Source organism: Streptomyces sp. NRRL F-5650, from assembly GCF_000721365.1.
GTDB lineage: Bacteria > Actinomycetota > Actinomycetes > Streptomycetales > Streptomycetaceae > Streptomyces > Streptomyces ardesiacus.
Genome location: NZ_JOGV01000005.1, coordinates 126,745 through 152,145, shown reverse-complemented (window position 1 = coordinate 152,145; position 25,401 = coordinate 126,745). Strand labels below are relative to the sequence as shown.

19 protein-coding genes are annotated in these 25,401 nt (G+C 69.5%); 10 read left to right on the top strand and 9 right to left on the bottom strand.

Features of this window, described 5'->3' with window-relative positions; translation table 11 throughout:
- Positions 1–94: 94 nt before the first annotated feature.
- The 4 genes from IG88_RS0107685 to IG88_RS0107670 form a co-directional block, all read right to left on the bottom strand.
- Positions 95–2,851 carry an RNAseH domain-containing protein gene (locus tag IG88_RS0107685; protein WP_031036505.1) on the bottom strand — a complete coding sequence of 919 codons (2,757 nt, stop codon included), beginning with the start codon at positions 2,849–2,851 and terminating at the stop codon, positions 95–97.
- Positions 2,848–6,216 (bottom strand): hypothetical protein, encoded by a 3,369-nt coding sequence (locus IG88_RS0107680; RefSeq protein ID WP_158853813.1) that lies wholly within the window; start codon positions 6,214–6,216, stop codon positions 2,848–2,850. The genes IG88_RS0107685 and IG88_RS0107680 overlap by 4 nt, the downstream gene beginning before the upstream one ends.
- On the bottom strand, positions 6,213–7,412 hold the full coding sequence (locus IG88_RS0107675; RefSeq protein WP_031036498.1) for a hypothetical protein: 1,200 nt from the start codon (positions 7,410–7,412) through the stop codon (positions 6,213–6,215). Before IG88_RS0107675 ends, IG88_RS0107680 begins: the two co-directional genes overlap by 4 nt.
- A gap of 417 nt (positions 7,413–7,829) precedes the next feature.
- Positions 7,830–8,021 carry a hypothetical protein gene (locus tag IG88_RS0107670; RefSeq protein ID WP_031036495.1) on the bottom strand — a complete coding sequence of 64 codons (192 nt, stop codon included), beginning with the start codon at positions 8,019–8,021 and terminating at the stop codon, positions 7,830–7,832.
- Positions 8,022–8,667: 646 nt separating this feature from the next.
- Between IG88_RS0107670 and IG88_RS40145 the strand changes: the two genes are divergently transcribed.
- From IG88_RS40145 to IG88_RS0107620, 10 genes are all read left to right on the top strand, one after another.
- The gene (locus IG88_RS40145) at positions 8,668–9,165 is read left to right on the top strand and encodes a hypothetical protein (RefSeq protein WP_051851811.1); all 498 of its coding nucleotides are present in this window, start codon (positions 8,668–8,670) and stop codon (positions 9,163–9,165) included.
- Between the two features lie 130 nt (positions 9,166–9,295).
- Positions 9,296–9,571, top strand: coding sequence for a hypothetical protein (locus IG88_RS0107660; protein WP_031036490.1), 276 nt, complete (start codon positions 9,296–9,298; stop codon positions 9,569–9,571).
- A gap of 48 nt (positions 9,572–9,619) precedes the next feature.
- Entirely contained in the window at positions 9,620–10,066 is a 447-nt protein-coding gene (locus IG88_RS0107655; protein ID WP_031036488.1) for a hypothetical protein, read from the top strand.
- A gap of 92 nt (positions 10,067–10,158) precedes the next feature.
- Positions 10,159–10,602, top strand: coding sequence for a hypothetical protein (locus IG88_RS43735; RefSeq protein ID WP_031036485.1), 444 nt, complete (start codon positions 10,159–10,161; stop codon positions 10,600–10,602).
- Between the two features lie 348 nt (positions 10,603–10,950).
- Entirely contained in the window at positions 10,951–11,223 is a 273-nt protein-coding gene (locus tag IG88_RS0107645; protein ID WP_031036482.1) for a hypothetical protein, read from the top strand.
- A 1,689-nt stretch (positions 11,224–12,912) separates the two neighbouring features.
- Positions 12,913–13,758 (top strand): ParA family protein, encoded by an 846-nt coding sequence (locus IG88_RS0107640; protein WP_031036479.1) that lies wholly within the window; start codon positions 12,913–12,915, stop codon positions 13,756–13,758.
- A gap of 602 nt (positions 13,759–14,360) precedes the next feature.
- Positions 14,361–14,804, top strand: a complete 444-nt coding sequence (locus IG88_RS0107635; protein WP_031036477.1) for a hypothetical protein — start codon at positions 14,361–14,363, stop codon at positions 14,802–14,804.
- A 393-nt stretch (positions 14,805–15,197) separates the two neighbouring features.
- A complete protein-coding gene (locus IG88_RS0107630) occupies positions 15,198–15,653 on the top strand; it encodes a hypothetical protein (protein WP_024126824.1) in 456 nt (151 codons plus the stop codon).
- Between the two features lie 397 nt (positions 15,654–16,050).
- Positions 16,051–18,549, top strand: a complete 2,499-nt coding sequence (locus tag IG88_RS38445; RefSeq protein WP_234332055.1) for a hypothetical protein — start codon at positions 16,051–16,053, stop codon at positions 18,547–18,549.
- Positions 18,546–19,886, top strand: a complete 1,341-nt coding sequence (locus IG88_RS0107620; RefSeq protein WP_031036466.1) for a helix-turn-helix domain-containing protein — start codon at positions 18,546–18,548, stop codon at positions 19,884–19,886. The genes IG88_RS38445 and IG88_RS0107620 overlap by 4 nt, the downstream gene beginning before the upstream one ends.
- Before the next feature lie 675 nt (positions 19,887–20,561).
- On the opposite strand, the gene IG88_RS0107610 is transcribed toward IG88_RS0107620, so the two are convergent.
- From IG88_RS0107610 to IG88_RS0107590, 5 genes are all read right to left on the bottom strand, one after another.
- Positions 20,562–21,740, bottom strand: a complete 1,179-nt coding sequence (locus IG88_RS0107610) for a methyltransferase domain-containing protein (protein WP_031036463.1) — start codon at positions 21,738–21,740, stop codon at positions 20,562–20,564.
- Positions 21,741–21,754: 14 nt separating this feature from the next.
- Positions 21,755–22,657 (bottom strand): radical SAM protein, encoded by a 903-nt coding sequence (locus IG88_RS0107605; RefSeq protein WP_031036460.1) that lies wholly within the window; start codon positions 22,655–22,657, stop codon positions 21,755–21,757.
- An 80-nt stretch (positions 22,658–22,737) separates the two neighbouring features.
- Positions 22,738–23,874, bottom strand: a complete 1,137-nt coding sequence (locus tag IG88_RS44165) for a hypothetical protein (protein WP_031036457.1) — start codon at positions 23,872–23,874, stop codon at positions 22,738–22,740.
- A 452-nt stretch (positions 23,875–24,326) separates the two neighbouring features.
- Positions 24,327–25,091, bottom strand: coding sequence for a restriction endonuclease (locus IG88_RS0107595; protein WP_031036454.1), 765 nt, complete (start codon positions 25,089–25,091; stop codon positions 24,327–24,329).
- Positions 25,088–25,297 (bottom strand): hypothetical protein, encoded by a 210-nt coding sequence (locus tag IG88_RS0107590; protein WP_031036452.1) that lies wholly within the window; start codon positions 25,295–25,297, stop codon positions 25,088–25,090. Before IG88_RS0107590 ends, IG88_RS0107595 begins: the two co-directional genes overlap by 4 nt.
- Positions 25,298–25,401 lie beyond the last annotated feature (104 nt).

The window sequence follows — 25,401 nt, the reverse complement described above, 5'->3', positions numbered from 1 at the left end:
CGGCCTGCGGGTCGCGAGCTGCCCGGGACGCCGGATCCCGATCGCGGCCTGCAGCGCCCTGTCTGTCTCCTCGCCCGTGCCACCGCGCCTCGGGTCACAGGCTGGTCGTCTCCTCGTGCGCGGTGTTCCCGTCTTCGGCGGCATCGGGGGAGTCCTCGGCGCTCTCCGCGGTGCGGCGGTAGTAGGGGTGGGTGGAGTCCATCCTGCGGGCGAGGTGGAGGGGGGTGGGGGTGCTTTGGCGGACGTCGGAGGTGATGCCCTGGTTGGTCAGGACAGCGGCGACGGCTCCGATGAGGTCGCAGTCGACGTCGGGGCCCTGGGCGATGACCGTGTACCGGGTGGCGGTGTGGGCGTAGCCGTTCTTGCTCTGGCTGCCGCTGTCGAAGCGTGTCTCGTCCTTGCCGAAGCGGCCGGCGGGGCCGGCGGCCCAGGTGCGGGGGACGTTGACGAGCAGGAGGTCGGGGTAGGTGAGGGTGCCGTCGTCGGTGGCGAGTTGGAAGAGGCTGTTGGTGGTGTCGGTGGCGCGCCAGGTGCCATCGCTGGTGCGCATGTGGGCTCCGGTGGGGCGGCCGATGCGTTCCAGGTCACCGATGACGCGGACGGTGGCCAGGGGTCGCTGGGCGCGGGGGAGGCTGTGGCCGGGCAGCCAGGACGCTGGCCGGGGCATGCCGGGCGGCGGGTCCTGGCCCAGGGCTTCGTCGGTGAGGCCCGCCCAGATGTATTCGGCTGCGTCGCCGTCGACGTAGAGCACTGCGGGGGCTGGTGCGGGGAGTTGAGTGCGGGTGGCGATGAGGGCCTGCTCGACGATGTCCGCGGCGGCGCGGGCCTGGAGTGTCTCGTCCGCAGCGGCGCGGTATCCGCTGACGTCCCAGGCGAGGTCGGCGGCGTGCAGCGTGGTGGTGGCCGGACTGTGGGGCTGCCATTGCCCGGCCTGGGGGCTGTAGGACCAGATCTGCCAGGGGGCGTCCTTTCCGCCGGTGGGGCGCATGGCGGTGAGGGTTGCGGTGATCGGTGCCGGTTCGGTGGTGCGGCGCTTGCCGGGTGTGCGGCGCTGGGCGTGGCGGCGGACGTGGATGCCGATGTGCCACCAGTTCTCGAGCGGCAGTTTGCCGAACGCGGCACTGAGGCGGTGGTCGGTGGCGCCGACGCCGCTGAGGATCTCGCGCAGCACGTTTGCGGTCGAGCTGTCGAGGCCGCTCTGGCGGGAGGCGACCTTCTTCGCGCGGTACTTCTCGTTGTAGGGCTTGCCCTCCCGGGTGTGGGTGGGGACCGGCGGCGGGGCCTGCTTGATGTACTGAGAGGTCGCTGCGAGGCGTGCGAGAGCCTGCTTGGAGGGCCACTTGCCGTCCTCGGCCTCGGCCTTCTCGCGGGCTTCGACGCTCGGGTACCAGCGCTCGGGATCCCAGTCGGTCTCGCAGATAGCTGCGATGAGTGTGTCCTTGCGGGTGTGGGGGGCGAGCATTTGCGCCAGGTCCCGCTCACGTTCCGCGCTGGTGCGCGGTCCGTGGCCGAGGGCGCTGGCCTTGTCGTGGAGGAAGATGACCTCGATACGCCCGCCGACGGCGGGTTCGGCGACGCCTTCGGCGGCCTTCCAGTCTTCGCTGGGGCCCCACTGGGCGGCGATCGCGGCCTTCACCCGGGCGCGGACCTCGTCGGTGCTCCACAGGACGGGGACGAGGAGGGTGTCCACGCCGGCGGCGTCCAGGGCGGCGGGGATCCGTTCGAGGGGGATCGGTCCGCTGACGCGTGAGCCGCTCTCGGTGGGCGGCACCTTGATGCCGGGGACCTCGATGAACACGGGGCTGCGGTGGCTGTACTTCTCGCACCGGGTGTCGATGGCCTCCTCGACGCGGCGGAAGAACTCCATGCCGTGTCCGCGGCCCAGGCCGGGGGTGCGGACGCTGGCCGGGGCGACGGCCCAGACCGGCCCCGGGGCGGTGCCGGCCAGGGCGTCCTCGGCGAGGTGCTCTGGGAAGGGCGGCACGTTCGCGCTCAGGCGGGGCAGGGCGGCCAGGCGGCGGCTGGCGGCGACCGCAGGGACGTTCAGTCGGCGCCTCCACGGCGGGCCGTCGGTGGCCGCGGCGACGACGAGCGGCTGGTCGGGGTTGGCCAGCAAGACGGTGGCGACACCCTTCCAGGAGGTGGCGAGGAGGGTGGTGCTGGCGTTCACGGTCACCGCGTGACGCCGGGAATGCCCGCTGGCGGCAGTGCCGATGGTGATACGGGGCAGCAGGTGGCGCACGACGCCCTTGCGGTCGGGTTCGGCGGACAGTTCGTGACCGATCGCGGCCAGGCGTCCGTCGGTGCACAGAGCGAAACGGACGGGGGCGCCGTTGTTGCGGGGCCACTCGAGGGCGGCGAGTTCCTCGGCCAGGCGCCAGCGGGCGAGCTCGCCCGGCCACCAGGCGCGCGAGCGCTTGCCGGCGCTCGGCGGCGGGGGCAGAACGGCGGAGCGGGGCTCGGCCCGGGCAAGGAGTTCGGCCAGATGTTCGCCGATGCGCCGACCGTCGGCACCGGGGACCACGGCTTCGGCCCAGTAGCAGAACACGTCGCGCCGGTCCTCGGCGCTGATCGGCGCCGCGCACAGGAGCTCGTAGCAGCCGTCGTTCCACTGCCAGCGCGCCCAGGTACCCGCCGCCGCGCGCAGGACACACTCCAGCGCCCGGTAGGGCGGCTGCACGTCCAGACCGGTGCCAACGTTGCGCTTGTACTCGCGCGAGAGCTCCATGGCCAGATCCATGACGGGGGCGTCTGGCCGGTAGGCGATCACCTCGCCCAGGTCGGCGGGAGCGGTGCGGAACTGCAGCAGGCGGGCCTGCTTGCGGGCGACGCTGTCGAGCGGGCGACTCATGCGTACTCTCCCAGGTAGGCGTCAAAGCCCGCGCGCAGCGCGGGGAGCAGGTGCTGGGCGTGGGCGTACTCGGCGATTTCCTCGATGGTGTAGCCGTAAGAAGCGCCGAGCTGCGCGAGGTCGTCCTGAGGGGACCGCTCGAGCAGCCCGCGGATCAGGGTGGGCAGGTCAGACCCCCAGGTGGGGTCGTGGAAGGCGCCGTCGATGAAGTGGAGCTCGACGTGGGTCTGACCGCGGCGTCCGCGGCCCGCCAGCTGAACGCTCTGCCCGAGGAGGGTGGCGACGAGTTCGTACTTCAGCTCGTCGGGCAGGGAGGAGAAGCGCTTGGGCGCGTTGAGGTTCAGGCGCAGGTGCGCGTCGGCCGCCGCGCGGGCTCGGGTCAGGACGGCGGCGGGGTCGTCGCCGGGCACGGTGTCGCGCCAAGCCCGGGCGGCGACACTGGCCGCCAGCACCGCCGGGTCGTCGGCCGGCATGACCGGCCGCACACCCATGGCGATCAGGGTGATGGCAGACACGGCGACGCCCTCGAACACGGTCAGTACGTTCAAGCCCCGCTCGGTGCGTGGCAGCGGTGAGATGAGTACCTCGCCGTCGAGGTCCGCCAGCTCCGCGAAACGGTCGCGGGTGAGCTGGCCGATCGCGTCGCAGACCGGCGGCAGAGACAGGTCGGGGGTGTCCGCGACGGCGACGTAGATTCGCAGCCGCCGCCCGAGGGCGAGCGCGGTGTCGTACAGGGCCTGGGCGAACAGGCGCGCCTGCCGGTAGGAATTGACGGTGATCAGGGCCCGCGCGCGATGCCGGGTGCGCGCCTCCGCGGCGAGCCGGTCCAGGTCGCGCACCAGGTCTGGTGCGTAGCCGGCGGCCAGTGAGATGACCCGCTGGTCGCGTTCGCGGTAGGGGGTGCTGCCGACGGCCAAGAGCTTTCCGTCGGCGACGGGGGTGCTGTTGTAGATGGTCAGACCCTCGCGGAGGGTGTCGGGCATCGCCCAGTCGGGGCGGCCGAGCAGATGGGTGCGGGCCGCGCCCGGCATGAAGCCGGTGGCGGACATGCCCAGGACAGTACGCTGGCGGCCGCTGAGGGCGAGGGAGACGATGCTGCCGAGGAACTGCGTCTCGGTGTGGGGGTCGGCGCGCAGCACCTCCATCTTCAAACTCGCATGGGCACCTGGATCGTCCAGCCCTTCGAAGCGGAACCCGCCCAGCTGGCGTCCCAGCGGCCCGAACGGGACGACGGTGCCGGCGCCCTGGTGGCCGATCGCGTCGGCGAGCTCGGAGGCCGCGTCGATGCCGTGCCCGGCGAGTTCGCCGGCTCTGTCGGTCAGGTTGAACATCGTGTGGACGATGGCCGTCAGCCACGTCTTCATGATCAGCGCGTGCAGGACGCCTGCGGTGACCTCGGTGCGCGTGGGCGCCCGCTCCGGCTCCGGCTGGTTGGGCCCGCGCTGTGCCGGGACCGTGGACTCGGCAGGTGTTTCGTCGGCTCCGCCTTCGGCGGCGCAGAAGGCGGGCAGCGCGGCGGAGAGGATCTCCCGCAGTTCGTCCTTGAGGGAGCCAAGCTGCCACTCGCCGCCCTCGTCGATCGTGAGCATCCGCTCCAGCACGTCCGGGACGGGCAGCAGCCGGTCCGGTAGGACGGCGGAGTATGGGCGGTCGCCTGGCCGGGTGGCCACGCGCGGGAGCAAGGCCTGCAGACAGTCGGCCTGCTCGTCGGTGGCCGCGACCTCGGGATCCACCCCGATCAGGTTCTCCAGCAAATGCCGGTCCCACTGATGGGGCTGATACCAGCGCTTGCGGTCCTGCAGGACCTGCCGCGTCCGGCGCGGGTCCTGGCCGCGGGCCAGGGCCCGCGCCTGGGCGACCTCGGTGCAGACCTCTTCCCCGGCCACCAGGTCGAGCATCTGCTCGGCCAGGAACACCGCCCGGGTCAGGGGCCGGCGCACGGCCACCGCCAGCCGCGGCGGCGCCTGGTGCAGGCTGTCGCGAATGCGCCGCAGCACCGTGGTCGGGCGGGAGCGGGACGCGAGCTCCAGCACGCCGCACTCGTCGAACCCCCGCGACTGGTAGGCATCGATCTCGTCGACGACCACATAGGACGCCAGGCGCAGAAGGAACTCGCGCACGCTGATCCTGTTGCGGACCTCCCCGTCGACCTCCACCGGAATTTTGATCACCCCGGACTGGAAGCAGGCGTGGGTGGTCACGATGATCCTTGCCGTCGTCGCGGCCTCGACGTGGGAGAACTTCCCACAGGACGACACATACGGGCACAGCGCACGCTCCGGTCGCTCGAAGGCGTCCGACGCCGTGACCGTGCACGGCTCCCTGCCACCCTCGAAGGCGTCGCGTCCCTCAAGCTGCGCCTGCGCGGCGCACCCGTAGGCGGAATTGTTGACGAGGAAGTCGATGCCCGCCGAGGCCTGCGCCAGCGGCACGCCGGTGCCCTCCAGCTTCGCGGCGGAGCGCAGTGCGAAGTTGTAGCGGCTGTTGGGGGCGATGAACGGCGTGGCCGTCTCCTCGACGCCCGCCGCCCGCAGCTCCTGCTGCAAGGTGGCGGCCTCGCCATAGACGTCACCGTTATCACTGACCACCAGCACGGTGGTGCGGCGCAGACCCGCCTGCTGGATCGCCAGCCCTCGGCCGAAGACGTTCTTGCCCACGCCCGGAGGCGCACTCAGCAGGTGCATCCGGCCCGGCGGCAGGACGACGGGTTCCAGGGGGCGCTGCCCGCCACCGATGGTCCCGCGCAGCAGCAGCGCAATCTGCTTCTCGCGGAAGGCCGGGCCTTTTATGTCCTGGTCGGTGTCCCGACTCTGCCAGCCGAGCTCATCGGCGTCCACCACCAAATCCACCGACGGCGCGGTCACGACCCGAGGCGGCTTGTACACCCCTTGCTCGTCCGGGAAAGCGAGCTGTACCCGGCCTCGCGATGTCGGCGCCGACCAGCCCGACCCGCTCGCGACCCGCAGCAGCCGCCGGCGCCTGGCCGGCGCGAGCAGGCGATCGACGATGTCCGCAGGGTTCTGCCCGTGAGTCGGCAGCACTTCAAGCGCCCGCCCCCGCTCGCTGTACCCGAGCGCGTAGAGAGCGGGCAGCGGGTCATCCGAGTCCGGTGTGTGGAAGACGTCATAGACGGTCCGCTCGACGTGGTGCAGTAGCGCCTCCCCCCGGTGACGGGTGCCCAACAGCACGCCAAGGCGCTGCTTGTCCGCCTCCGACCACTGCTCCCAGCCCGCCACGGCACGCGGGGTGTGCCCGCTCAACAGGACATGGGCGTCCGCGACGCGCACCACCTGCCGCCCGTCGCGGAACCGGGCGGGAAGAAGGTACTCGGCCAAGGCCAGAGCCCCGGCAAGCGTCCTGCTCACGCCCCCTCCACCTCCGCCACCAGGTCGGCATCGGTCAGCACGCGCGCCCCACTGTCCCGCACCACCCGGCGCAGCAGCGGCAGGTACCCCCGCAGGTGCTCAGGCACCACGAAGCACAGCTCGCCGGGCCCCTCGGGATCCTCACGCAGCTTCTGGGCCAGCCCGTACGGGTCGGCCCAGGTCTTGACGTCAACGCGCCACACCCTGGACCGGCGGGGACGAGTGACATGCAGGTCATAAGCGTCACCGAACGGCCACAGCCGCACCTCCGCGCCCAAGGCGACCAACCGGTCGCGCAGCTCGACCTCCAGCAGGCCCGGGAGCGTCACCCACAGCCACAGGGCGTAGGGCAACGCCACGTAGCCCTCCACGGGCAGCAGCTCCGGCACGATGCGCAACTCGCCGCACGGGGCCAAGCGCCAGCCCACCGCAATCGGCTCGGCCCGGTACCGGGCGCCCAGCAGACGGTGGCGCTCGTCCTCACACTCGACATCCACCATGCCGTTGGGGCGGTAGGTGGCCCGCATCGTCCACCTGCACATCGGACACGCTGCCCACAGGCCGCCGAACTGCCGCGTCGGGGAGATACCGGTGTACGCGCCCAGCTCGACCAACGCGGTATTCCGGGACAAAACGCGCCGTGTCAGGACGGGTGTGCGGACCATCGTCTCCCGGCCCCGGGTGTACGCCTCGAAGCCGGCGGCGCCCAACGCGCGGAAGACGGCGTGCTGGACGGTCTCGCCGGAGATCCGCGACAGCCCAGTACTCACCGGCAGCATCCCCACCGCCCGCAGCAGACTGTGCAGATGACGGATGTCGGCACCGATCCCCGGGGCCTGGTGGCCGTGCTCAGAGGCCTCCACCGCGAGCCGGTGCAGCGCCGAGCTGGGCATGCCGTCGTCATCGAGCAGCCACAGCTTGCCAAGCACTGATCCCTGGGGCCGTCCCGGCAAAAGGTCGGCCACCCGGCCTCCGCGGAGCCGACGGGCGAACACCTCGTACGACGGTGCCTGCTCAAGGACCCCGAACGAGCGCACGTAGCGACCATGGCACTCCATCAGCAGCCGCATCCGCCCCTGTGCCTCGCCCTCACTGCTGCTCAAGGCCAGCGCCGCGACCACGCAGGCGTCGAGCGCTGCGCGCTGGTCCCCGTCGAGTTCTTGAACGGCCGCTGCCGTCCCGGCCACCGCCGACACCCCGGTCCTCCCCGCACCGCATCGAGCCCATGCCACAACCTCAACCCCTCCGCCCGGTGGGAGGGCACGGGAGTTCGGGGACCTTTCCCCGATCCGGTGATCCTGGTCCGGCGGGCGCGCTGCGGTGGTCTTCCGGACGGACTCGTGTCCGGCTCCCTTCGGACCGGGGCCAGTTGGTGTTGCCCTTCAGCACAAGACGGCCAGCACGAACCTCGGAGAGATAGCCTCGCCAGCGGTCGGCCAGCTCCCATGAGTCGTCGGCCTCAGCCGGGATGACCAGGCCGGTAGGTGCTGTCATGACATTGTCCTCTCGTCGATGGCCTGCAGAGCGCTTGGGGGCCGGGCTTAAGGGGCTGATGCCTCGGAAGTACTCCTTCTTGACCAGTACGCCGACCTTAAGGATCTCCGTCACGGCGGTCAGATGATCCTTGACCCTTTCTCCCATGCTTCAGCCGTGACGCACGGACGGGAGATCCACGCCCGGAAGAGGAGCGCCTGAGTCACCTGCGCGTCGCTCTCATGACGTGAGATGCGATCCGAAACCTCGCGGGTGTTGTCGGGCCTGTTCTCCGCCCGCCCGACCTTGATGTAGGACAACTTCTCGACCATGGACCGAAACTCCAGGACGTAGAGCCGGTCACCGACGGCGTCGAGCGGCCCTCCCGCTACTTCCAGGTCCTCCCACGCCGTGTGCCGTACGGCGGCGCAGATCTCCTTGGGTGGCGTACGCCCCGTGTCGAAGTAGTCGAGCAGCCGAACTCTGGCTGCCGGCAGCAGATGCCGGTTCTTGAAGTTCTTGGTCCTTCGCGACTTCGGCAGCGCCTCTCCGTCCCACAGGGGCGCGTCGGTGAAGTGGATGACGTCGTCGCCGAGGTACTACTCTTCCTGAAAGTCCTCTTCACGCATGCCCCTGATGGTGACCCAGGAGCGGAGCCGTGATCCCCGGAATGGCTGAGGACGAGCAGACAGCGAGCGCTTCGGTGGCGATGCTCCCAAAGGACCCGCTCGCACGAGGTGGAGATCGTACGCTCTCGCCGAGGCCACCCGAAGCTGCGCCGCGAACGGGCCGTCCTGAAGGTCCTGGAGAAGCACGACGGCTTGCCTGCACGGTGCTGGAAGAGACCACACCACCTCCGAGATGTTGCGTATTTGAGTTTCACTATGTATTGTTGTTGGTGTTGAGGGCACCGTTCCCCTCCACCTCACACCCCCAGGAGCCACACGCCGCTCCTCCATGCCCCTTGCGGAGAACCCCATGTCCGAAGCCGACGCAGTTCGCTCCGTCATAGCCCGTCTCACCGCCCATGCCGACGAGACCCAGACCCGTCTCGCCCACGAACTCTTCCGCCAGGCCGGCTACCTGTGGCGCTGCGGCAATCCGTCCTGCCCCGCCTACAACTACCGAGGGCTGCGCTACTGCGAGGGCTGCGGCTGGGGCAGCAAGGGCAAGCCGGTCGGCGACCTCCACCCGTACATGTACACCGAACGCCGGTGGGCCGCGCTGCGCCGCGCCCTCCTCAAGCACTACGCCAACCAGGCCCCTATGCCCGACGCCGTGGTCTTCGAGTACTGGGGCGGGCCCGGCTGGCGTGGCGCCGAAGTGACCGAGATGTACAGCGGCACGACCGGGGAGGTAACCGGCGGATTTGGCGACCACGACCACTTCACGGACATCGCCGCCGCGCTCGACTCCCTCACCCGCTGGTCGAAGCCCAGCCACGGCGAGCACATCCGCGTCGTCCTGGCCTCCTAGCCCCGCCGCCACGAGAGCGAGCCGCATCCTGCCCACTCTGCTGTTCGGCCACTGGTCCCAGGACGGCTCCCCCTCAGCATCACCGCATGCCACCCGGTTCAATGGCGACCAGGCCGCCATCGACGCCCTGGTGCGGCCCGCATTCGACGTCGACGACCATCACCGCGCCGTGCAGCGGGTGTACGAGGAGTACGCCCGCGACTACCGCGCCTGGGTCGACGACACAAGCACTTCGAGCCCGTCACCCACTGATCACCAACACGCGCGTGGCCGGCTACCGGCGTCCCGCGCCGCAAGCCCGGTCCTGTGGATCAAACGACGGATCTGGCGCAAGGACCCCGCGTACTCACAGCTCGTCGTCGACACGCGCGTGCCCGTCCGCCGGCAGAGCGTCCCCCAGCCGTAACACGCCTTCCGCCCGTTCTTACCCGCCCTCTTCACAGGAGTTCACGTCATGAGCGACCGCCCCAGCCCGGCGCGCGCCAGCAGCTCGGTGCTCGCTACCGAATCGATCATCGATTCCCTCCTCGACGCCTTGGACGAGCAGCAGCTCGACGAGCTGGCCAGGCGCATCAGCACCCGCCGCTTCGCACGGGTCGAGGTCCGGCTCCTGGCCACGCTCCGCGCAGACAGTGCCGTACTGCACCGCGAGGGGCTCACCGACCATTCCATGCCGGTCACCCACGTCACCTTCAGCACGCACGACAACGACTACGACCCCGTGTGCTGGAGCGTCAACGCTTCCGCCCGGCACGAGTCGGGGGCGAAGACCCCGGTCGACTACGGCGGTACCGACATCGAGCACGCGCTGCGCGACTACTCCAGCTTCACCTGTCCCGTAGCGGGATCGCGGCTGGTGATGGACCTCAACACCGGCCAGTCCACCGTCCGGGGCGCGTGAGAGCCCGAATGAACCCCGGCCCTGCCAGCGCAGGGCACGCCACCGACCGCCCCTCCCTTCTCTGCTCCCCCACACCTCCAAGGACTTTCCTGATGAGCGAACGACTCGAATGGGCCCACGCCTCCAGCGGGGCTGAACTGCTCTTTCCCGGCATGGACATCGATGGCGCAGTGGTTGAGCCCGGCGAGATCGCCGTCGCCGTGTGGACCGGCAGCAACGGCATCGCCCTCCACGGCCTGCGAGAGGCAGTACGCGACCGGCTGCTCCAACTGGCCCTCGCCGTGCACGAGGCCCCCCCGGTCCCCTTCGCCGACGCGTGCATCCCGGAGCAGACTGACCCCCGCCGCTGGCGGCCGGCCCCGCTCCCCCGCCCGCTGGCGCCCAACCCCGCAGGAGCGGCCCTGTGTGGAGGCGCCAACCGCCCGGCCGCCGCCGACCCCCGGCTGGCCACCTGCCCCGACTGCATCGAGAGGTGGAACAACGACGCCCCCCTCACTCGGCTCAGCCTGACTCACGCCGTCCCCGCCCCGTCCTGACACCTCCGGCTCCTCCTGCCCCATACACACGGCCGGATTCGCCCAATGCGCGCTCGGCTCCACACCCCTGAGGACCACAGATGACCACCCCTAGCGCCCGCACGGCCGCCGCCGAAGCGCTCCTGGACGCACTCACCTCCGAGGCGTCCCAGTGGGCCAGCGACGACACCGAGGACCAGCATCTGCTCGACGCAGTCGACGCGGCGGCCCCCGGCGACAAGCTCGCGCTGCTGCAGAACTCCAGCCTCGTCCCCTCCCACCTCTTCTCGGCCGTCGCCGACGCCCTTCTCGCGCTCGACCCCGCCACCTACTCCCCCCGACTCCGCTCCAACCACCCAGGGACCCGCCATGCCCGACCCCGAACTCCACCGCATCCGCGACGCGTCGATCACCGTGGTCGACGCCTCCCCGAACGACAACACCCCTAGCGACGTCTACGAGATGCAGGTCCACGGCATCAGCGTCCTCATCCGCCGCCGCACCCAGTGGGGCCCCGCCACCAACGTCCCCTACATCCACATCGAGGACCGGAGCGAAGGGCAGGGGCTGCTGCTCGTCGAGGTGAACAACGGCGGCCCGCACGAGCACCCGCGCCCCTCACCCGGCGAATCCGCAGCATGAACGCCGGCTACGCCTAGGCCACTGCCCACCAGCTAAACGACCCCGACTGACGCCGACTATTCAGACCACCACCGGCTGGACACAGCCCACCGACCCCACCCTCCGCAAGGGCTAGTTCACGAATTCACACACTTTCACGCACGCACGCACTCACTTCCTCCACCGAGCGCGTTCACCTGCGCGCTCACTTCGCTGCACGCGCCCCCGCGAGCGAAGCCCCAACCGTTACACCGCACTCCTTCCCATCGACTCTCGCCTCCCACCGGCCGCGAGCACGATGGAATCACTAATTCACACACTTTCAGGCACGCACTCACGCCCGCGATCACACCCGCGCATCTGCAACGCCAACCCGTTTCGCCTGACGCCACAGGCCACACCTCTTCCGTTGCACTACACCCCACCTCGCCATCACTCCCCGCCCGGCACGAGCGCACGCGTGCGTTTCACTAATTCACACACTTTCACGCACGCACACTTACGCGCGCTTCCTCGCACGCCCCCTGACCCCTCGCTTGCATCACTCGTGCTGCCTGCACCTCGCTCGCTCTTGCCTTTGTCGTCTATCGCCTACGCATTCTCATTCTTCCTCTCTAACTAATCCGCTTACTGCCCTCTAGAGTCGCTCTCGTTCCTCTCAACGCCCTTCACCGTCTGCTTGCGCGCACTCCTTCCTTTCCACCTTCTTACTCACTTGTTTACATTCTTCTACTCTTTCTTTCTCCCGGCAGTCCTTACACTTCCACTAGCTTGCTTTATCACTTACCTCTACACTCGCTCGCTCTACTTCTGGCCTTCTCTCCTGTAGAGCTATCTTCTTGCGCGCTGCTTTAGTCGCAGCCACTCTTCCTTATCCGCCTACTTACATTGCTTCTCGCGCTGACACTCGCACCCGTATTCACGTACTTCGTTCCACGCGAGCACCCTTGCGCTCTGTCTCCCGCTCTAGCTTTCCTACTTGCTCAAACCAACTGTTGCGTGCGCACATCCGAGCAGGCAGTCTCCTGTGCGTCGTTCATGGCGCACATACTTTCTCGCTTCTTCGCGCGCTCGCCCCCGCTGCTACTTGAGTTCGTGCCTCGCTGCCTTGCTCCGTGTTCTCACGCAGCAGCGCTTCCGCCTTTGCGCCGGGGCGCAGGCTCGGCCCGACACGGTGGCACCTAGCTGCTCATGCGGATCCGCGTCGGAACGGAAAGACGCCTTCTCAGGCGTATCTCCTTGCCACGGCTTCTGCTCACCTACTGGTATCTCGCGGCGCGACCGCACACCCCTCCCGCGCACGCGGCGCCTATCAACGCGCGCTTCCGCTCGCCTATCTCGCTGGGCGGTCCGGCACTCGTCGGCCCTGACTATCAGCCGCCCGCCCTGACCGGCCGGAACCCGTGCGAGCACCTCACAGCACACCAGTACGTTCAGCTGCCGTCCGCTTCGAACTCATGGGATGCACCAAAACGGCATAAACTGGGGCACTTGCCAGCGCAGGCGAGTCTGACAGGCTCGCCCGATCCCCGATCGCCGATGACCGACACGCTGTAAGTGCCCAGGTTCCACGCAGAGAGCCCCCCTCCTGCTGTTAACCTTTTGGCCGTCAGCATGAATCTGTCAGTCTCAGTCCCCATCGCCGTCGGCAGTGCAACCCGGAAAGCAAAGATCTAGGCGAGGCACCTGGGGAATGGGAGGAAGGCACCCATGAAGGTCATCGTCCTAGCCAGCCAGAAGGGTGGAGTGGGTAAAACCACGACATCCGCCAACATCGGCTCGAGCCTTGCCAGTGGTGGAGCCCGCGTCGGCATGGTCGACCTCGAGCTCCAGGGCCAGCTCGGAGTGTCCTTGGGTGCGTTCGCGCGCAAGCCCCAGGACATTGGAAGCGCACTGCTCGACTACATCGACGCGGTCGACTCAGACGAGCTTGCAAGCATGACGCCCCTGCGTAGCCGCATGGTTGACAGGACCGTCCTGCTCAAGGACTTCGAGAAGCCCGGCACGCTCAGCGTCATCGGCTCGGTCATGAACGTGACTGATCGCGCTCGCACTGAAATCGCGAAGCGAGGCTGGGAGGCCGTGTCAAGCCTTCGCCATCTCCTGCTCACCTTGCAGGACGACTTCGACTTCATCATCGTCGACACCCCGCCGTCAGCCGACGCCCTGGCCTCCGTAGCCCTCGCCGCCGCCGACTACGTGATCGCCGTCTGCAACCCCCGGCTTGCAACCGCGGACGGCGCTCGCGTCGTTCGGAACAATGTGGCCAAGGTGCCGGAGCGTACGGGAGGCATTTGCCGCCCCGCATTCCTCGGAACCGTGATCAACGAGGCCCAACCACCGTCGAAGCGCACTGAGGAAGCAGACGCCGTTGACGCCTTCCTCAACAAGCACGACCTGGCACCTTTCACGAAGGAGATCAGGACGAGCCCGCAGATCTCCGCGTCGTACGGCATCAGTCGACCCATCGTCATTGACGAGCCAAGCTACGCAGCAAGTGGCTGGTTTGAGGATCTCACCGTGGAGATCATCGACCGGATTCGAGGGCTGTCATGACGCCTTCACCTGAGGAGTCGACGCAGGGAACGCCGAAGTCCCCGCGGAGGAGGGGACGTGGCAAGGCGCGGTCTTTCGACTTCAGCGCGATCGAGCATGTGGGCAACGACGCCACTGAGGGCGGGTTCCTGGGCGATGACTCTGCTGAGTCCGAGCGACGAGGGACATCAACTGCCGTCGCGGTACCGCCCACGCTGACTCTCGACTACGACTCTCCTGGGCCGAAAGAGGGAGAACACACCACCACCGCCCCTCCTGGGTCGGAGACTCGCCCCTCTACCCACGAGGGGGCAGAGTTCTCGCCGACACCCGTCGCCCCTGAGGCGTCCCCTGTCGTTCCCTCACCGTCCCTGCCTCCTGAGGGCGCAGCCACCCCTGCGGCCCCTGACAAGACTTCTTCCGACCCCGAAGCGGCAATCCCGAAGGCGTCCCCAGCGGACGAGCCGGCTGAGGAGATCGAGAAGCCTGGCGGTGCGAAGGCTTCGCCTGAACCCCCGGCTACGGGTCGTCGCAGGAACGACGGTCCCGGTTTCACAGCCACCTCTGCTGAGCCGGCTTTGAAGCCGCGCACTCGCAAGAAGGCTGCTGACACGAAGCCGCCCATGCAGGCCGCCGTCCTCGGTTCGTTCATAAAGCACAGGACGGAGCGCAACTGGCCGACTTGGTCCGGCCGCATCGAGGGGGAGACCAAGGCGCGCCTTCTCAAGAAGGCTGATGATGACGCCGAGTCTTCTGGGCGCAATCTCATGCCCGGGCACTACCTCGACGCTGCACTGAGGCTTGTTAAGGACTCGAGCCCCGAGGAGCTCGCGGCCCTTGCCAACGAGTGGCTGATCGAAAAGTGGTCTGGCGAGCACCCGCCTGGTGTAAGCATTCAAGCTGGCGTGTCTCCGGAGATGTACCAGTTCCTCAAGGGACTCAAGCGTCATCTACGCGGTCAGCGCGGAGCGGGCAGCGGGGGTCTTATCCTGGACGTGGTCTCAGCATCGGTGGATCGCTTCCTTGATGCCGCCGACGAAGAAGGACCCTTCCCTCCAGCTCGCTGAAGGACACGGAAGAGGGGTGGCCCGACCTACTTGGACGGGCCACCCCTCTTCTGCTTTCACTTATTCACCCACTTCCACGCACGCGTCACGCCAGGCTTCGTCACACGCACCCACGCGCACAAGCTGACGATCAGCCTGCCCTCTCTACTGCGCACCGGACGCATCCACAGCATCACCCGCAATGACACTGTCACACTCACCGAACGGCCAACGTGCTTCTGACACGCTCACGCCGCCACAGGCTCCAGGTCCCATTTGCGCAGGTCTAGGACCCTTTCGCGAGTGATCTTGCTGAACCTCTGCTCGAGGATCAGACACGCGATGGTTCTGTCATTACCAAGACAGGGCTGATCAGTGAGTAGGATGCTCTTGGAAGAAAGCGAGGACTGATTCATGAGCACGGCGCCCAGCGGTTGGTCACTTCGCGCCCTGGCGCAAGAGGCGCACGTCCTGCCCAAGGTGGCCCGAGATGCCGCCGAGGAAGGAGTGATCGACGCCCAACACACCGTAGAGACGGACATTGTCCTTGTCCGCCTCTACGGGGCCTTGAAGCGCCTCGTCTGGCCCGAAGAGCGCCGGCCAGCGAACAAGGACCAGGGACTGCGCGTCTGGGAAGCCATAACGATCGAGACCGCGCGAGCTGCGCTTCCCGACGAAGTGCACGACGACACGGGCCTCTTCGTTCACCAGACAGGTTGCGAGCTCGTCTCGGGTCCGGGGCCGAAGGCCCTTGCCTTCTTCAAGTTCGCCGAACAGCCCTTCTACTACGCCCCGTTGGGCCGATGGTTCAACGAGCTACCGACACGACGCCGTCTCGCAGAAGAGATGACGGAGAAGGCCAAGGACTGACAGCCCCATCACACGCCGAGTAGGTCGGCCAAGACCCGCCCGACAAGGCGCTACGGAAACTGGCCCGGGACTCCGCAATCCCGGGCCAGTCGCGTCGAGGAGGTGAGCGCCGCTCCACATCCCTAGCTGAATACCCGTCGCGCGTCCGACCTTCCAACCTCCCCAGGCGGTGCCGGTTGGCGATGAGGGTTTCCCTGTTACTCCTCGACTGGAGCAGATCATAGCTACCCGTACGAGGGTCGGCTCAGTCATGCCTGAAGCAAGCGACAGCCTACCCAAGAAGTCTCATTCTCCAGGTCCGGCGCCCTTGACCACGGGCTTCTCATCAGAGTTGCCGCAGACTCTCGCCCGACCAACTTCAGCCCTACAACTAGGCCGCGACATGCGGCTCCGGTTGTTGGCAGCCATCAGCGCCCTGCTAGCAGATGTCCGGCTCGTCGGCCGCAAGGACGTGGTGCGTCTCGGCACCCTCGTGCTGATGGCGAAGGCCGCGCATGGCACCTGCCGCGTCGAGAGCACGGCCCGGGAGCTGGGTCGTTGGCTCGGGGTGTCAAAGTCGACGGTGGACCACGAGGTGCTGGGCGTTCTGCGGGAGGTTGATGTCGTCGCTACGGGGGTCCTGCGGGGTGACGACGGCCTGCCGACGGGCGTCGAGTATCGGGTGGAGCCTCTGTGGGAGGCCCGCAACGCCGTCGGCGCGCCCTTGGCGTTGTCGAAGGTCGAGTTGGCGACGCTTCTTCGGTTCGTGGAAGCGCTGTTCGCTCCAGGGTGGGGGGAGCGGTGCGCCACGCCTCCGGGTCTGCTGGTGGGGCGGCGGGGGAGGGGCGCGGCGTCGGATCGCCTGGCTCTGCTCCTGCTGGCTTTGCATGCGCGGCGGGACGGGCGGGTGCCTTTGGTCGGCGGTCCGTTGGCGAAGACAGTGGCTCGTCATGGGCGGGCGGCGGTGACGCTGGCGCGGTTGCTGGGGTGCCGTGTGCCCGTCGCCGCGACGGTGCTGGGCCGCCTTGTGGCCGCGGGGGTGGTCTCAGGCGGTCCGGGTCGGCTCGTGGTGCCGGCGGTGGCGGCCGCTCACGGGTCCGAGGCCCCGGTTCAGGACGCTGCTGTGCTCACGGGTTCGGCATCACCGGATCCGGTGCCTGCCGGTGATGTGGCGGGTCGTGCGCGGTGTGCCTGCCGCGACGACGCCGGTGACGAGCTTGTGCTGGAGGGAGATGGCTGGCGGCAGCTGTCCTGGGATGATCTGGAGGGGGCCGAGGAGGCTTCCGGAACTGCACCCAGAGGTCTCGACGACGCTGAGAACGATCTTTTCGCAGGTCAGACCGTCTTTGAGTCGTTCGAGGCGAGTTGTGCTGCTGCAGACACTCACACCGACCACGCTGTTGTGGCTGATGTACGTGGTGAGGGTGCTGGAGATCTTGGGTTTTCCGGCGAAGCCGCGTCGGGGTACTGCCGTCAGCCGGTACGCGCACGCGAGGGCGGGAACTCCGGGGCATCGGATGGTGGTCTCCAGGGTGACGTGCCGGTCGTCGACGGCGGGAACGGCCCGCTTCGCGGGGAGAAACCCGATCTGCTGCTTGCGGAGGGGGAGTCGGAGGCGTCGGCCGCGGCGTCGACTCTCCAGGCGTGGCGGGCTGCGTCGGGTGGACCGCCGCCGGTGTGGGCTCAGGTGCCCAAGGGGTTGGAGCGCGTGCTGGAGCCGGTGGCCATGGTGTGGGGCCGGCTGGACCGGCTGACGACGCGCCGGTACGTCACGAAGGTGGCACGGGCCCAGCTCGGCGAGATCTCGGGAGCGTGCGGCCCGGAGGTGGATGCCGAGCGGATCCTGCGGGAGCGGCTCAAGCGCCGGTTGGCGCAGCAGGGCACGGTGCCCATCACCGACCCCGTGGGCTGGCTGGTCGGCCGTGCTCTGCCACGCCGGGCGATGTGCCCGGATCTCCGGTGCGACGACGGACGGCGGATGGACACCCGGGCCGACTGCACCGCCTGCCAGATGCTGATCCTGGACGGACGAGCGCTGCGGACCCGCGCCTTCACCAAGGCGACCACGGCCTTGGCCGGCAGCCGGGTAGACCGCTCTGCGTTCGAGGCAGAGCTGAACACGTGCTGGCAACAGGAGGCCGCCCTCGCGGCAGTCCGCCGCGAGCAGGCCGCTCGAGAGCGGCACGCCCGTGCACGGGTGTGGGCCGAGCAGCGGGCCCAGTACGCGGCCCAGGAGGCCGCACGGCAGGCGCTTGCGTGCCAGGCGTGCGGGAAGCCCAACACGGCGGGAATGTGCGGGCAGTGCCGCGATGAGCGCCGCGTCGAGGAGCTGGTGGCCGAGGCCGTCGACGTGGCGGTGGCCACCTGGGGCCTGGGCAGTGAGCTCGATCGGCTGGACGTCGTTCGCAGGACCGAGCGGGACATGCGCGGAGCGGTCGACCAGGCGGTGGCGGAGCTGCTCGCCGCGGGCGGAGGCGCCCTTCCCGAGTCGGTGGCACTCGCGGCGCGGCTGGCCGCAGAACTCCAGCTGGGTGCCCTGCGGCGGCGGGCGCTGAGTAAGTTCGCCTACCAGCCGCCAGCCCAGGCCGAGTACAAGAACGTCTTCGCCACAGAAATGCGGCGCAGCCACCTCTACGAGAGCCTCGGGGACGCCCGTGAGGCTGCGGAAGAGGCAGCGCAGACGGCCCGGTTCAACACGGTGCATGCGCTCTTGGAGGACCGGCTGCGTACGCTGCGGTCCGCCCGGCCGGCCGCGGAGGTGGACGCCGAGCCGGACTGGTACGCGCAGGCGGCCGCTCAGGTCCGTGCTCTGATCCGCCCGGCGCCACCGGAACATGCCGTGTCCGTACGGCGGCCCACGACATCCGCGGCCGCGCCGACGGTCGGCAGCGGGGAGCCGGCGGGGGTGGGGGCATGAATCGTCCCGTACGCGTCCTCGCGCAGCGGCCCGCTCGGCGGCCGTCGTTGACCGAGTGGGTGGAAGGGCTGCCGGGCCTCTCGGGGCGGGCGCGCCGGCTGCTGCTGGAAGGCGACACCGAACGCCGGTACGCGGGCCGGACGTCAGCCGATTCCGGGTACCGGCTGACGATGGCCCTGGCGGTCGCGGTCTCCCAGCCCGGCCGGGAGTGGACCTTCGCGCAGTGGTGGGAGGCCCTGGTGCTGCGCCCAACAGCGGGCGGCGCCTGGGCGAGGTCCCTTCGTTCACGCAAGGGCGAGCGGTACGCCGAGGGCAAGCTCGCCGGGATGCTCGACAAGGCGCGCACGTTCGTGGGCACATCGGGGGCGATCGTGTGCCGGGCCGATGCCATGGTGGCAATCGCCCGCGTGCGGGCAGCCGTGGAAGCCGTCGTGTGGCCGGGGTCCGGCGGCGGCACGGACCTGAAGAACCTCACCGCGCGGCTGCAGCTGGCCGAACAGGCCGGCGGGCTCGAGCACGAGGTGTCGGTGCGGCAGCTGGCCGAGCTGATGGGCTGCGCCCGCTCGACTGTGGAAGCGAGCAACACCCGCCTCCGCGCCGCCGGGTGGCTGTCCCTGGTCACGGCCGGCACCGGTGAACGCAGCTCGACTTGGTCCCTGCGGATCCCACGAGAGGCCGAGGAGTCCTGTGCACGCCCGGGACACCGTCCAGCTCCGGGGGAGAGGGGGGCAGAGAGTGTCCCGGACGTGCACACGGGCCGGGAGGTGAACACCCGCGCGCTAGGCACCGTGATGGACACGGACGCCTGCCACCACTACGCCCACGGCACGTCCGGCGCCCGGATCCTCGCCGCCCTCGACCCGCTCGACGGCCTCGACATCGCGCACCTGGCCGCGGTGACCGGGCTGCACCGCACCACGGTCCGCCGCCGCGTGGACAAGCTCGTCGAGGACGGTCTGGCCGAGGAAGCCGACGGCCTGGTCTACCTGCCCCGCCACCTGGCCGGCGACGAAGGCCTTCGCCCCGACCCCGACCAGCTTCGGCAAGTCGCTCTCGACCGCGGCACCGCGGGCCTGGGGGAGCGGCGTTGTAAACGGCACGGCGATCAGCGGCGCTACTTCCGGGAGTGGCTCACCGCACGCGCACAGCGCGCCGTCGAGCGTCGCCGGCCCGGCCGGGCGCGGCTGCGGCTGGTGCCCGAGGGCGTGGTCGACGAGAACACGGGAGAACTCCGCGACCCGGCGTGGCGGGGGTGGATCGTCGACGATCCGTACCGGCCGACCTGGCCCACGCCACCCTGGTCCGGCGACGGATCGCCCGAGGCGGTGTGCGGATGACTCCGCCTCCAGGACTCCGCAGATGGTGCAGCGCCGACCGCTCGTGGGCGGGCGGGGGTCCTTCCCTCTGGGCGATCATCTGGCCCTGTGCGAACTCGGACATCGGCGCCCGGCAGACGCTCGGGGAGATCAAGATGCCAGGTCAGCCGCTCAGGCCCCCGTTGCGGACGGCTTGGGCGAGTTCCGCCTTGGTCATGCCGGTGGCCTTCTGGAGCTCCTGGAGGCGCTGCTGCAGCGGGACGTGGGGGACTGGGCGCGAGGCCGGCGAAGTTGCGTCCCGATCGGCATCCACGGGGATGCCCGCAGGCGATGTCGTTCCGTGTGTCGGTCTGGGTGAGGGCGTGAAGAAGGGAGTGGGCACGCTGGGCAGTTGCGGCAGCGAGCCCGGCAAGGGTCTGGTTGTCGAACCCGCCAAGGACGGGGAGCACCGGTGTGGCCGGCTGCTCGGGAGGCGGCCACACCGGCGGAAGGACGGGGCGGGCAGCGTGTTCCCATTCGTCGAAGGGAGTCTGCGCGGAGGTGAGCGGCGGGAGCGGCAGGCGCCGTGGCCCGTGGTTGTGGAGGCTGGGGTGGAGTTTGCAGGGGGTGGGAGCGATCATCTCGGCCGATGGCGCACTGAGCGTTCATGGCCGAGCGCGCCGATCCAGCGAAGGACCGGCGCGCTCGGACCGTGGCTCAGGTGAGGGTGGCCGACCAGCCCCTCCGGGAGAAGGTGACCGCGCCGTCGGGGGCGATGGTGACCGTGGCGCCGCGGACGGGGAGGTCGCCGTCCACGACGAGCCAGGTGCGGATGCGGTCCAGCTTGTCCCACAACCGCCGCGGGCCGCCCTGGTGCACGGTCGGGCAGTCCTTGCGTCCAGCGGCCGTGGCGCGGGCCCAGGAACCATCCGCGTGGAGCATGTAGACGGTGCGGGTGCCGTCGGGCGCGGTGTGCTGGCGATGGTCGATGCCGGGCACTTCGAGTTCGAGGGTGGAGCGGACGTCCCAGGTGTCGGGGACGTACATCAGCGGGTAACGACTGGTGGAGATGCTGTCGCCGTCGGCGTGCTGGGCGGTCTGCCACAGCGGTGGGTTCTCCGGGAAGGTGTCGTCGTAGTCCTCGCTGTGGCGCGCGGACATGAAGCCAGCTGCTTCCGATGCGACGTGACCGGCGGCGCCGCCGTCGGGGGTCTTGTCCGCGACGATGACCAGCCCGGTGTCGACGATGGTGGTCACGAGGCGTCCGCCGGGGCCGAGCGCCCTTAGCCACGACGTGGGTACGGCGGGTACGGCGACGGTGGAGATGATCCGATCGTAGGTGCCCTCGGGCAGGTCGCCGGTCAGGTCGCAGACTTCGAGACGCGGTTGGTGGCCGGCTTCGGCCAGCCGTCTCCGTGCCGACTGCACGAGATACGGATCGATGTCCACGCTGGTGACCTGGTCCTCGCCAAGGCGAGCGCAGGCCAGTGCGGTGCCGTAGCCGCTGCCGCAGGTGAGCAGCACCCGAGAGGTGTCGGTGATCCAGGCGGCCCGGTACATCGTCAGGATCAGCGTGGGCAGCGTGGAGGACGAGGTGGAGCGCCCTGCGCGTCCCCGGACAGGTGTCTGGTCCGCCTGGGCGTGGTCGGCGTGGAGGGCGCCGACGCGGGTGACGAGCGTGGTGTCGGCGTAGGTGTCCCGCAACCATGCTTCAGGGTCGCTCGCGCCGTCGCGCAGCTTCCACACGGCCTCGCCGTCGCTGTTCGTGGCCCTGGTCCACCACCGCGGCACGAAGAGGTGCCGCGGGGTGGTGGCCAGCGGCTGGTACCAGCGTGACTCGGGCCGGATCACGGTGCTGGCGGCCAGCCGCTGTGCTGCTGCTTCCCAGTCCTTCAAGGGGTCCTTGCCTTTCAGCCCGCAGAGTTCGGGATGGCGCTGTCGTCGGCGGGGCCGCAAGTTCCGCCGCCGCCCTGGCTGTCGTCGTTGGGGCCGCAGTCCGGGCCGCACGGGCCGAGATGGCCGGCCGGGATGCTCGCGGCGACCTGCTGCCACTGCGGTGAGCCGAAGACCCCGGCCAGCGGGGTGTTCTTGATCTGCCCGGCCGGGAGGAAGCGGCCGATCACACAGGGAGTCACGGTGCCGTCCGACAGGATCGCGGCGGTGCCCCTCGCGCACCGGCCGCACAGCTCGGACGTGGACGGCAGACCGTCGTCCTTGACCGCGTTGCCGACGGCTCGGACTCGGTCGATGTGGACTTCCGTGATGCCGAGCCCTTCCAGCTCCGCGCGGGCCTGTTCGGCACGCTGGCCGTCGCCGTCCTGCACGTCCACGATGCCGACTCGTACGCGGATCCCGCGGCGGTGCGCTTCGAAGAGGTTCGCGCGGGTCGCGGCGTGGGAGCCCTCGCGCCCCGTGACTGCGTCGTGTCCCTCGTCCGTGTCGGCGTAGTAGGACGTCGCCAGGGAGATGCCGGGCCGCTCAAAGAGCGTCCAGTGGTCGCGGCGGACGTGGTACAGGTTGGAGAACACCTCCACCTTGAGCCCTTCGTCGAGGGCGTGTTCCACGATCTCGACGAAGCCCGGGTGGAGCGTGGCTTCCCCGCCGATCAGCTGGATCTTCTTGATGCCGAGCGCGGCGGCCTCGCTGAGGACCCGCTTCCAGTCCTCGACCTCCATGGTGCCGTGCCCCTTGGTCGGCCCCGCCTTGACGAAGCAGAGCGTCGGACACGTGAGCTGACAGCGGTTGGTGATCTCCAGCTCCAGGAAGCCGGGGACAAGGGGCGTTGTCGTCGGTGCTTCGGACGCGATCGTCACGAGCCGTTCCCTTCGGTTGTGTTCCACGGTGGACCGGCCGCTCCTTCTCCGGAAGGAGAACGGCCTATTCTGTGGCGCTTCTACTCGGACAAGAGGCCCTCGGCGGTCTTGGTGAGCAGCTCGGCGCTGGCGCGGCTGTCGTGGGTCAGGACCAGGGCGCGGCGCGGCAGCAGGGCGAGCCGGTCGGCGAGGTCGGTGGCCGGCGCCGCCTTGTCGGGGGCAAGGCGGAAGAGGTCCGGGTAGCGGTCCTCGGTCTTGCTGGTGAAGAAGTCCTCTTCGTCCAGTGAGCGCGGTGCCTCGGCGAGCTGGGGTTCGGTGTCCTTCTCGACGCGCGGGAAGAGCAGCGCGGTGGCGCGGGCCTGGGGAGCGAGGGTCATGCCGAGGATCGAGGAGAGCTGGTCGGGGAAGAACTGCGGCTTGAGTTCCTTGCCCTTGGCGTTCCAGATCGGCTTGGTGCTGCCGGCGTGCAGGGCGTCGGTGACGCGCTGGTCCTGGGTGGGGTGCATCTGCTCGCCGTCCAGGACGCGGGCGCGCAGCGGCTCGTACAGGCCGGTGGACTCCAGCAGGCCGAAGCCGATCGCGGCGGCCGACGGCCACGGTAGGATCCGCAGTCCTCCGTCTTCGGGACGGATGAACACGCGGTCGTTGGCGAGGAGGTCGTATCCCTCGCGGGCGAGCAGGAGGGCCGTGGTGGTCTTGCCGGCGCCATTGGGCCCGAAGGTGAGGAGCGCGCGGTCGCCGCGGACGACGCAGGAGGCGTGCAGGATGTGGAACCCGGCGCGCAGCAGTTGGCCGCGGATGAGTTCGCGGGCGAGGCGGGAGGCGGCGACGGCGACCGGTTCGGCGTGGGCGCCGACGATGACGAGTCGGCTGGTGGCCGGGTCGTAGTGGTAGGCGAGGCGTTCGGCGGGCTGAACGGAGTAGATCATGCCGTCCCCGTGCCGGGCGAGAAGGGTGCGGGCGTTCGCGTAGACGACTCCGTCGTGCTCGTAGTCACCGACCAGGGTCTCGATGTCCGCCAGGCGGTCGCCGTCGACATCGGCCAAAAGCAGAGCGCCGCCCTCGGCGATGCTGCCGCCAGGCGCGGCCGGGGCATCCACGGCGGTGGCGTTCCACCAGCCGCCGAAGTAGCGCAGGGCCCAGTCGGTGATGGCCTTGGTGTCGCTGACGACCGTGACGGTCGCCTCGTCGGCGTGGATTCGGGTGGCGCTCAGCACGCGGTCGCTCCTGGAGGGTCTGCTGATAGGCGGAGTCGAGCTTGATACGGGCAGCGGTCGACTGCCGCTGTTCATCGGGATGGAGGTCGGGCAGGGCCACGGTCGGGCGGCCCGCGGAGAACTGCAACGGGATGCCGAGCCACACGCCGTCGTGGTTGGCGGAGAGCACCTCGGTGCCGTCGCTGACGCCGAGCGTCTTGCGCAGCGCACCGAGCACGGCGCCGGCCGGACCGCAGCGGGTGCGGCCGATCCTCGCTGCGATGCCTCCGATCACTGCGCCGGATCCGCTTGGGGACGACCCAACAGCCTGCCCAAGGCACTGCTGGACTAGCCGCGCCTGTGAGCCCCCGGTCGAGGACGTGGCCGCGGTGGTGGGACGGAGCGTTGAGGAAGTCGGACGGCGCCGCCAGTTGGCCGTTCGGCCGCCTGACACCGCCATGCCCCGGCAGAGATCAGGACCCGGAGGCGGGACGGCGGGGGGAAGGAATCGCGCTCAGGAGTTCCCACAGTGGAGTGGAGCCAGCGGCCCACCGGGCGAGCAGATGGCGGTCGACGAGGTGGAGCCGCTGGGAGCGGGCGAAGGCGACGGCTTTGTCCGTGAAGCGGCCGTTGGTGACCAGCACGACAACGTCACCGTGGTGGACGGGACGACCGGTGCCGTTGAGGACATGCAGGTCCGGGGTTCCGACCGCGGAGCCGGCCAGTCCGGCCTTGCGGTGCTTACATTGGATCACCCACAGGCGGCCGAAGGGGTCCGTGGCCTTCACATCGGCGCCATTGTCGCCGGCCCCACCGACCCGGATCGCCTCAGGGCAGCCGTCACGGCGCATCAGATCCCGTACGGCTTCTTCGAACTGCCGGTGGTGAAGGGCGTCGATCTGCGGCATCGCGTAGCGCAGGCCCTGCTCCCGCACCCGGTTCCAGCGGGCGGCCTCCCGGCGCCGGTGCACCCATACCCCGCCGGCCGCCGCCGCGACGAGCAGCAGCACGATCGGCACCCAGGGATGCGCGGCCAGCCACCGCAACGCGCCGACCACCAGGCTCCACACCACGGCGAGCACCAGGAGCAGCAGACCGGCCTGCTCCCAGCCGAAGGCCCGCCTCGGGCGGTAGGAAGCCGGGCGACGCCTCAGCGTGGAACGGCGTCGAGAAGCGGGAGACGTACGGCGCTGGCGTCGGGCGGGGGAGCGGCGAGTGCTCCGGAAGCGGGGGCTCATGTGCCGGCCTGCGAGATGCCGCTCACCAGCTGCTGGATCACGGTGAAGATGCCCTGGCCCAGCGGGGTCGGCGCGATCACGATGCCCAGGGCCAAGACGAAGAGCGCGGTGTTGCGTTCCTCGACGCGACTTCGGGCCTGAGTCCTGCGGCGTAACCGCATCACCACGATGACCGCGAGCAGCACCCCCACGTTGATCGTCACCATGCGAACCCGCTCCCGCCCCGCCCTCGTCTCCTGCATGTCCCTGGCGGCCCTGAAAGGGCCGGGGAACAGTGCAGCCGATCAGGCGGCCGAATCGCAGCGGGTCA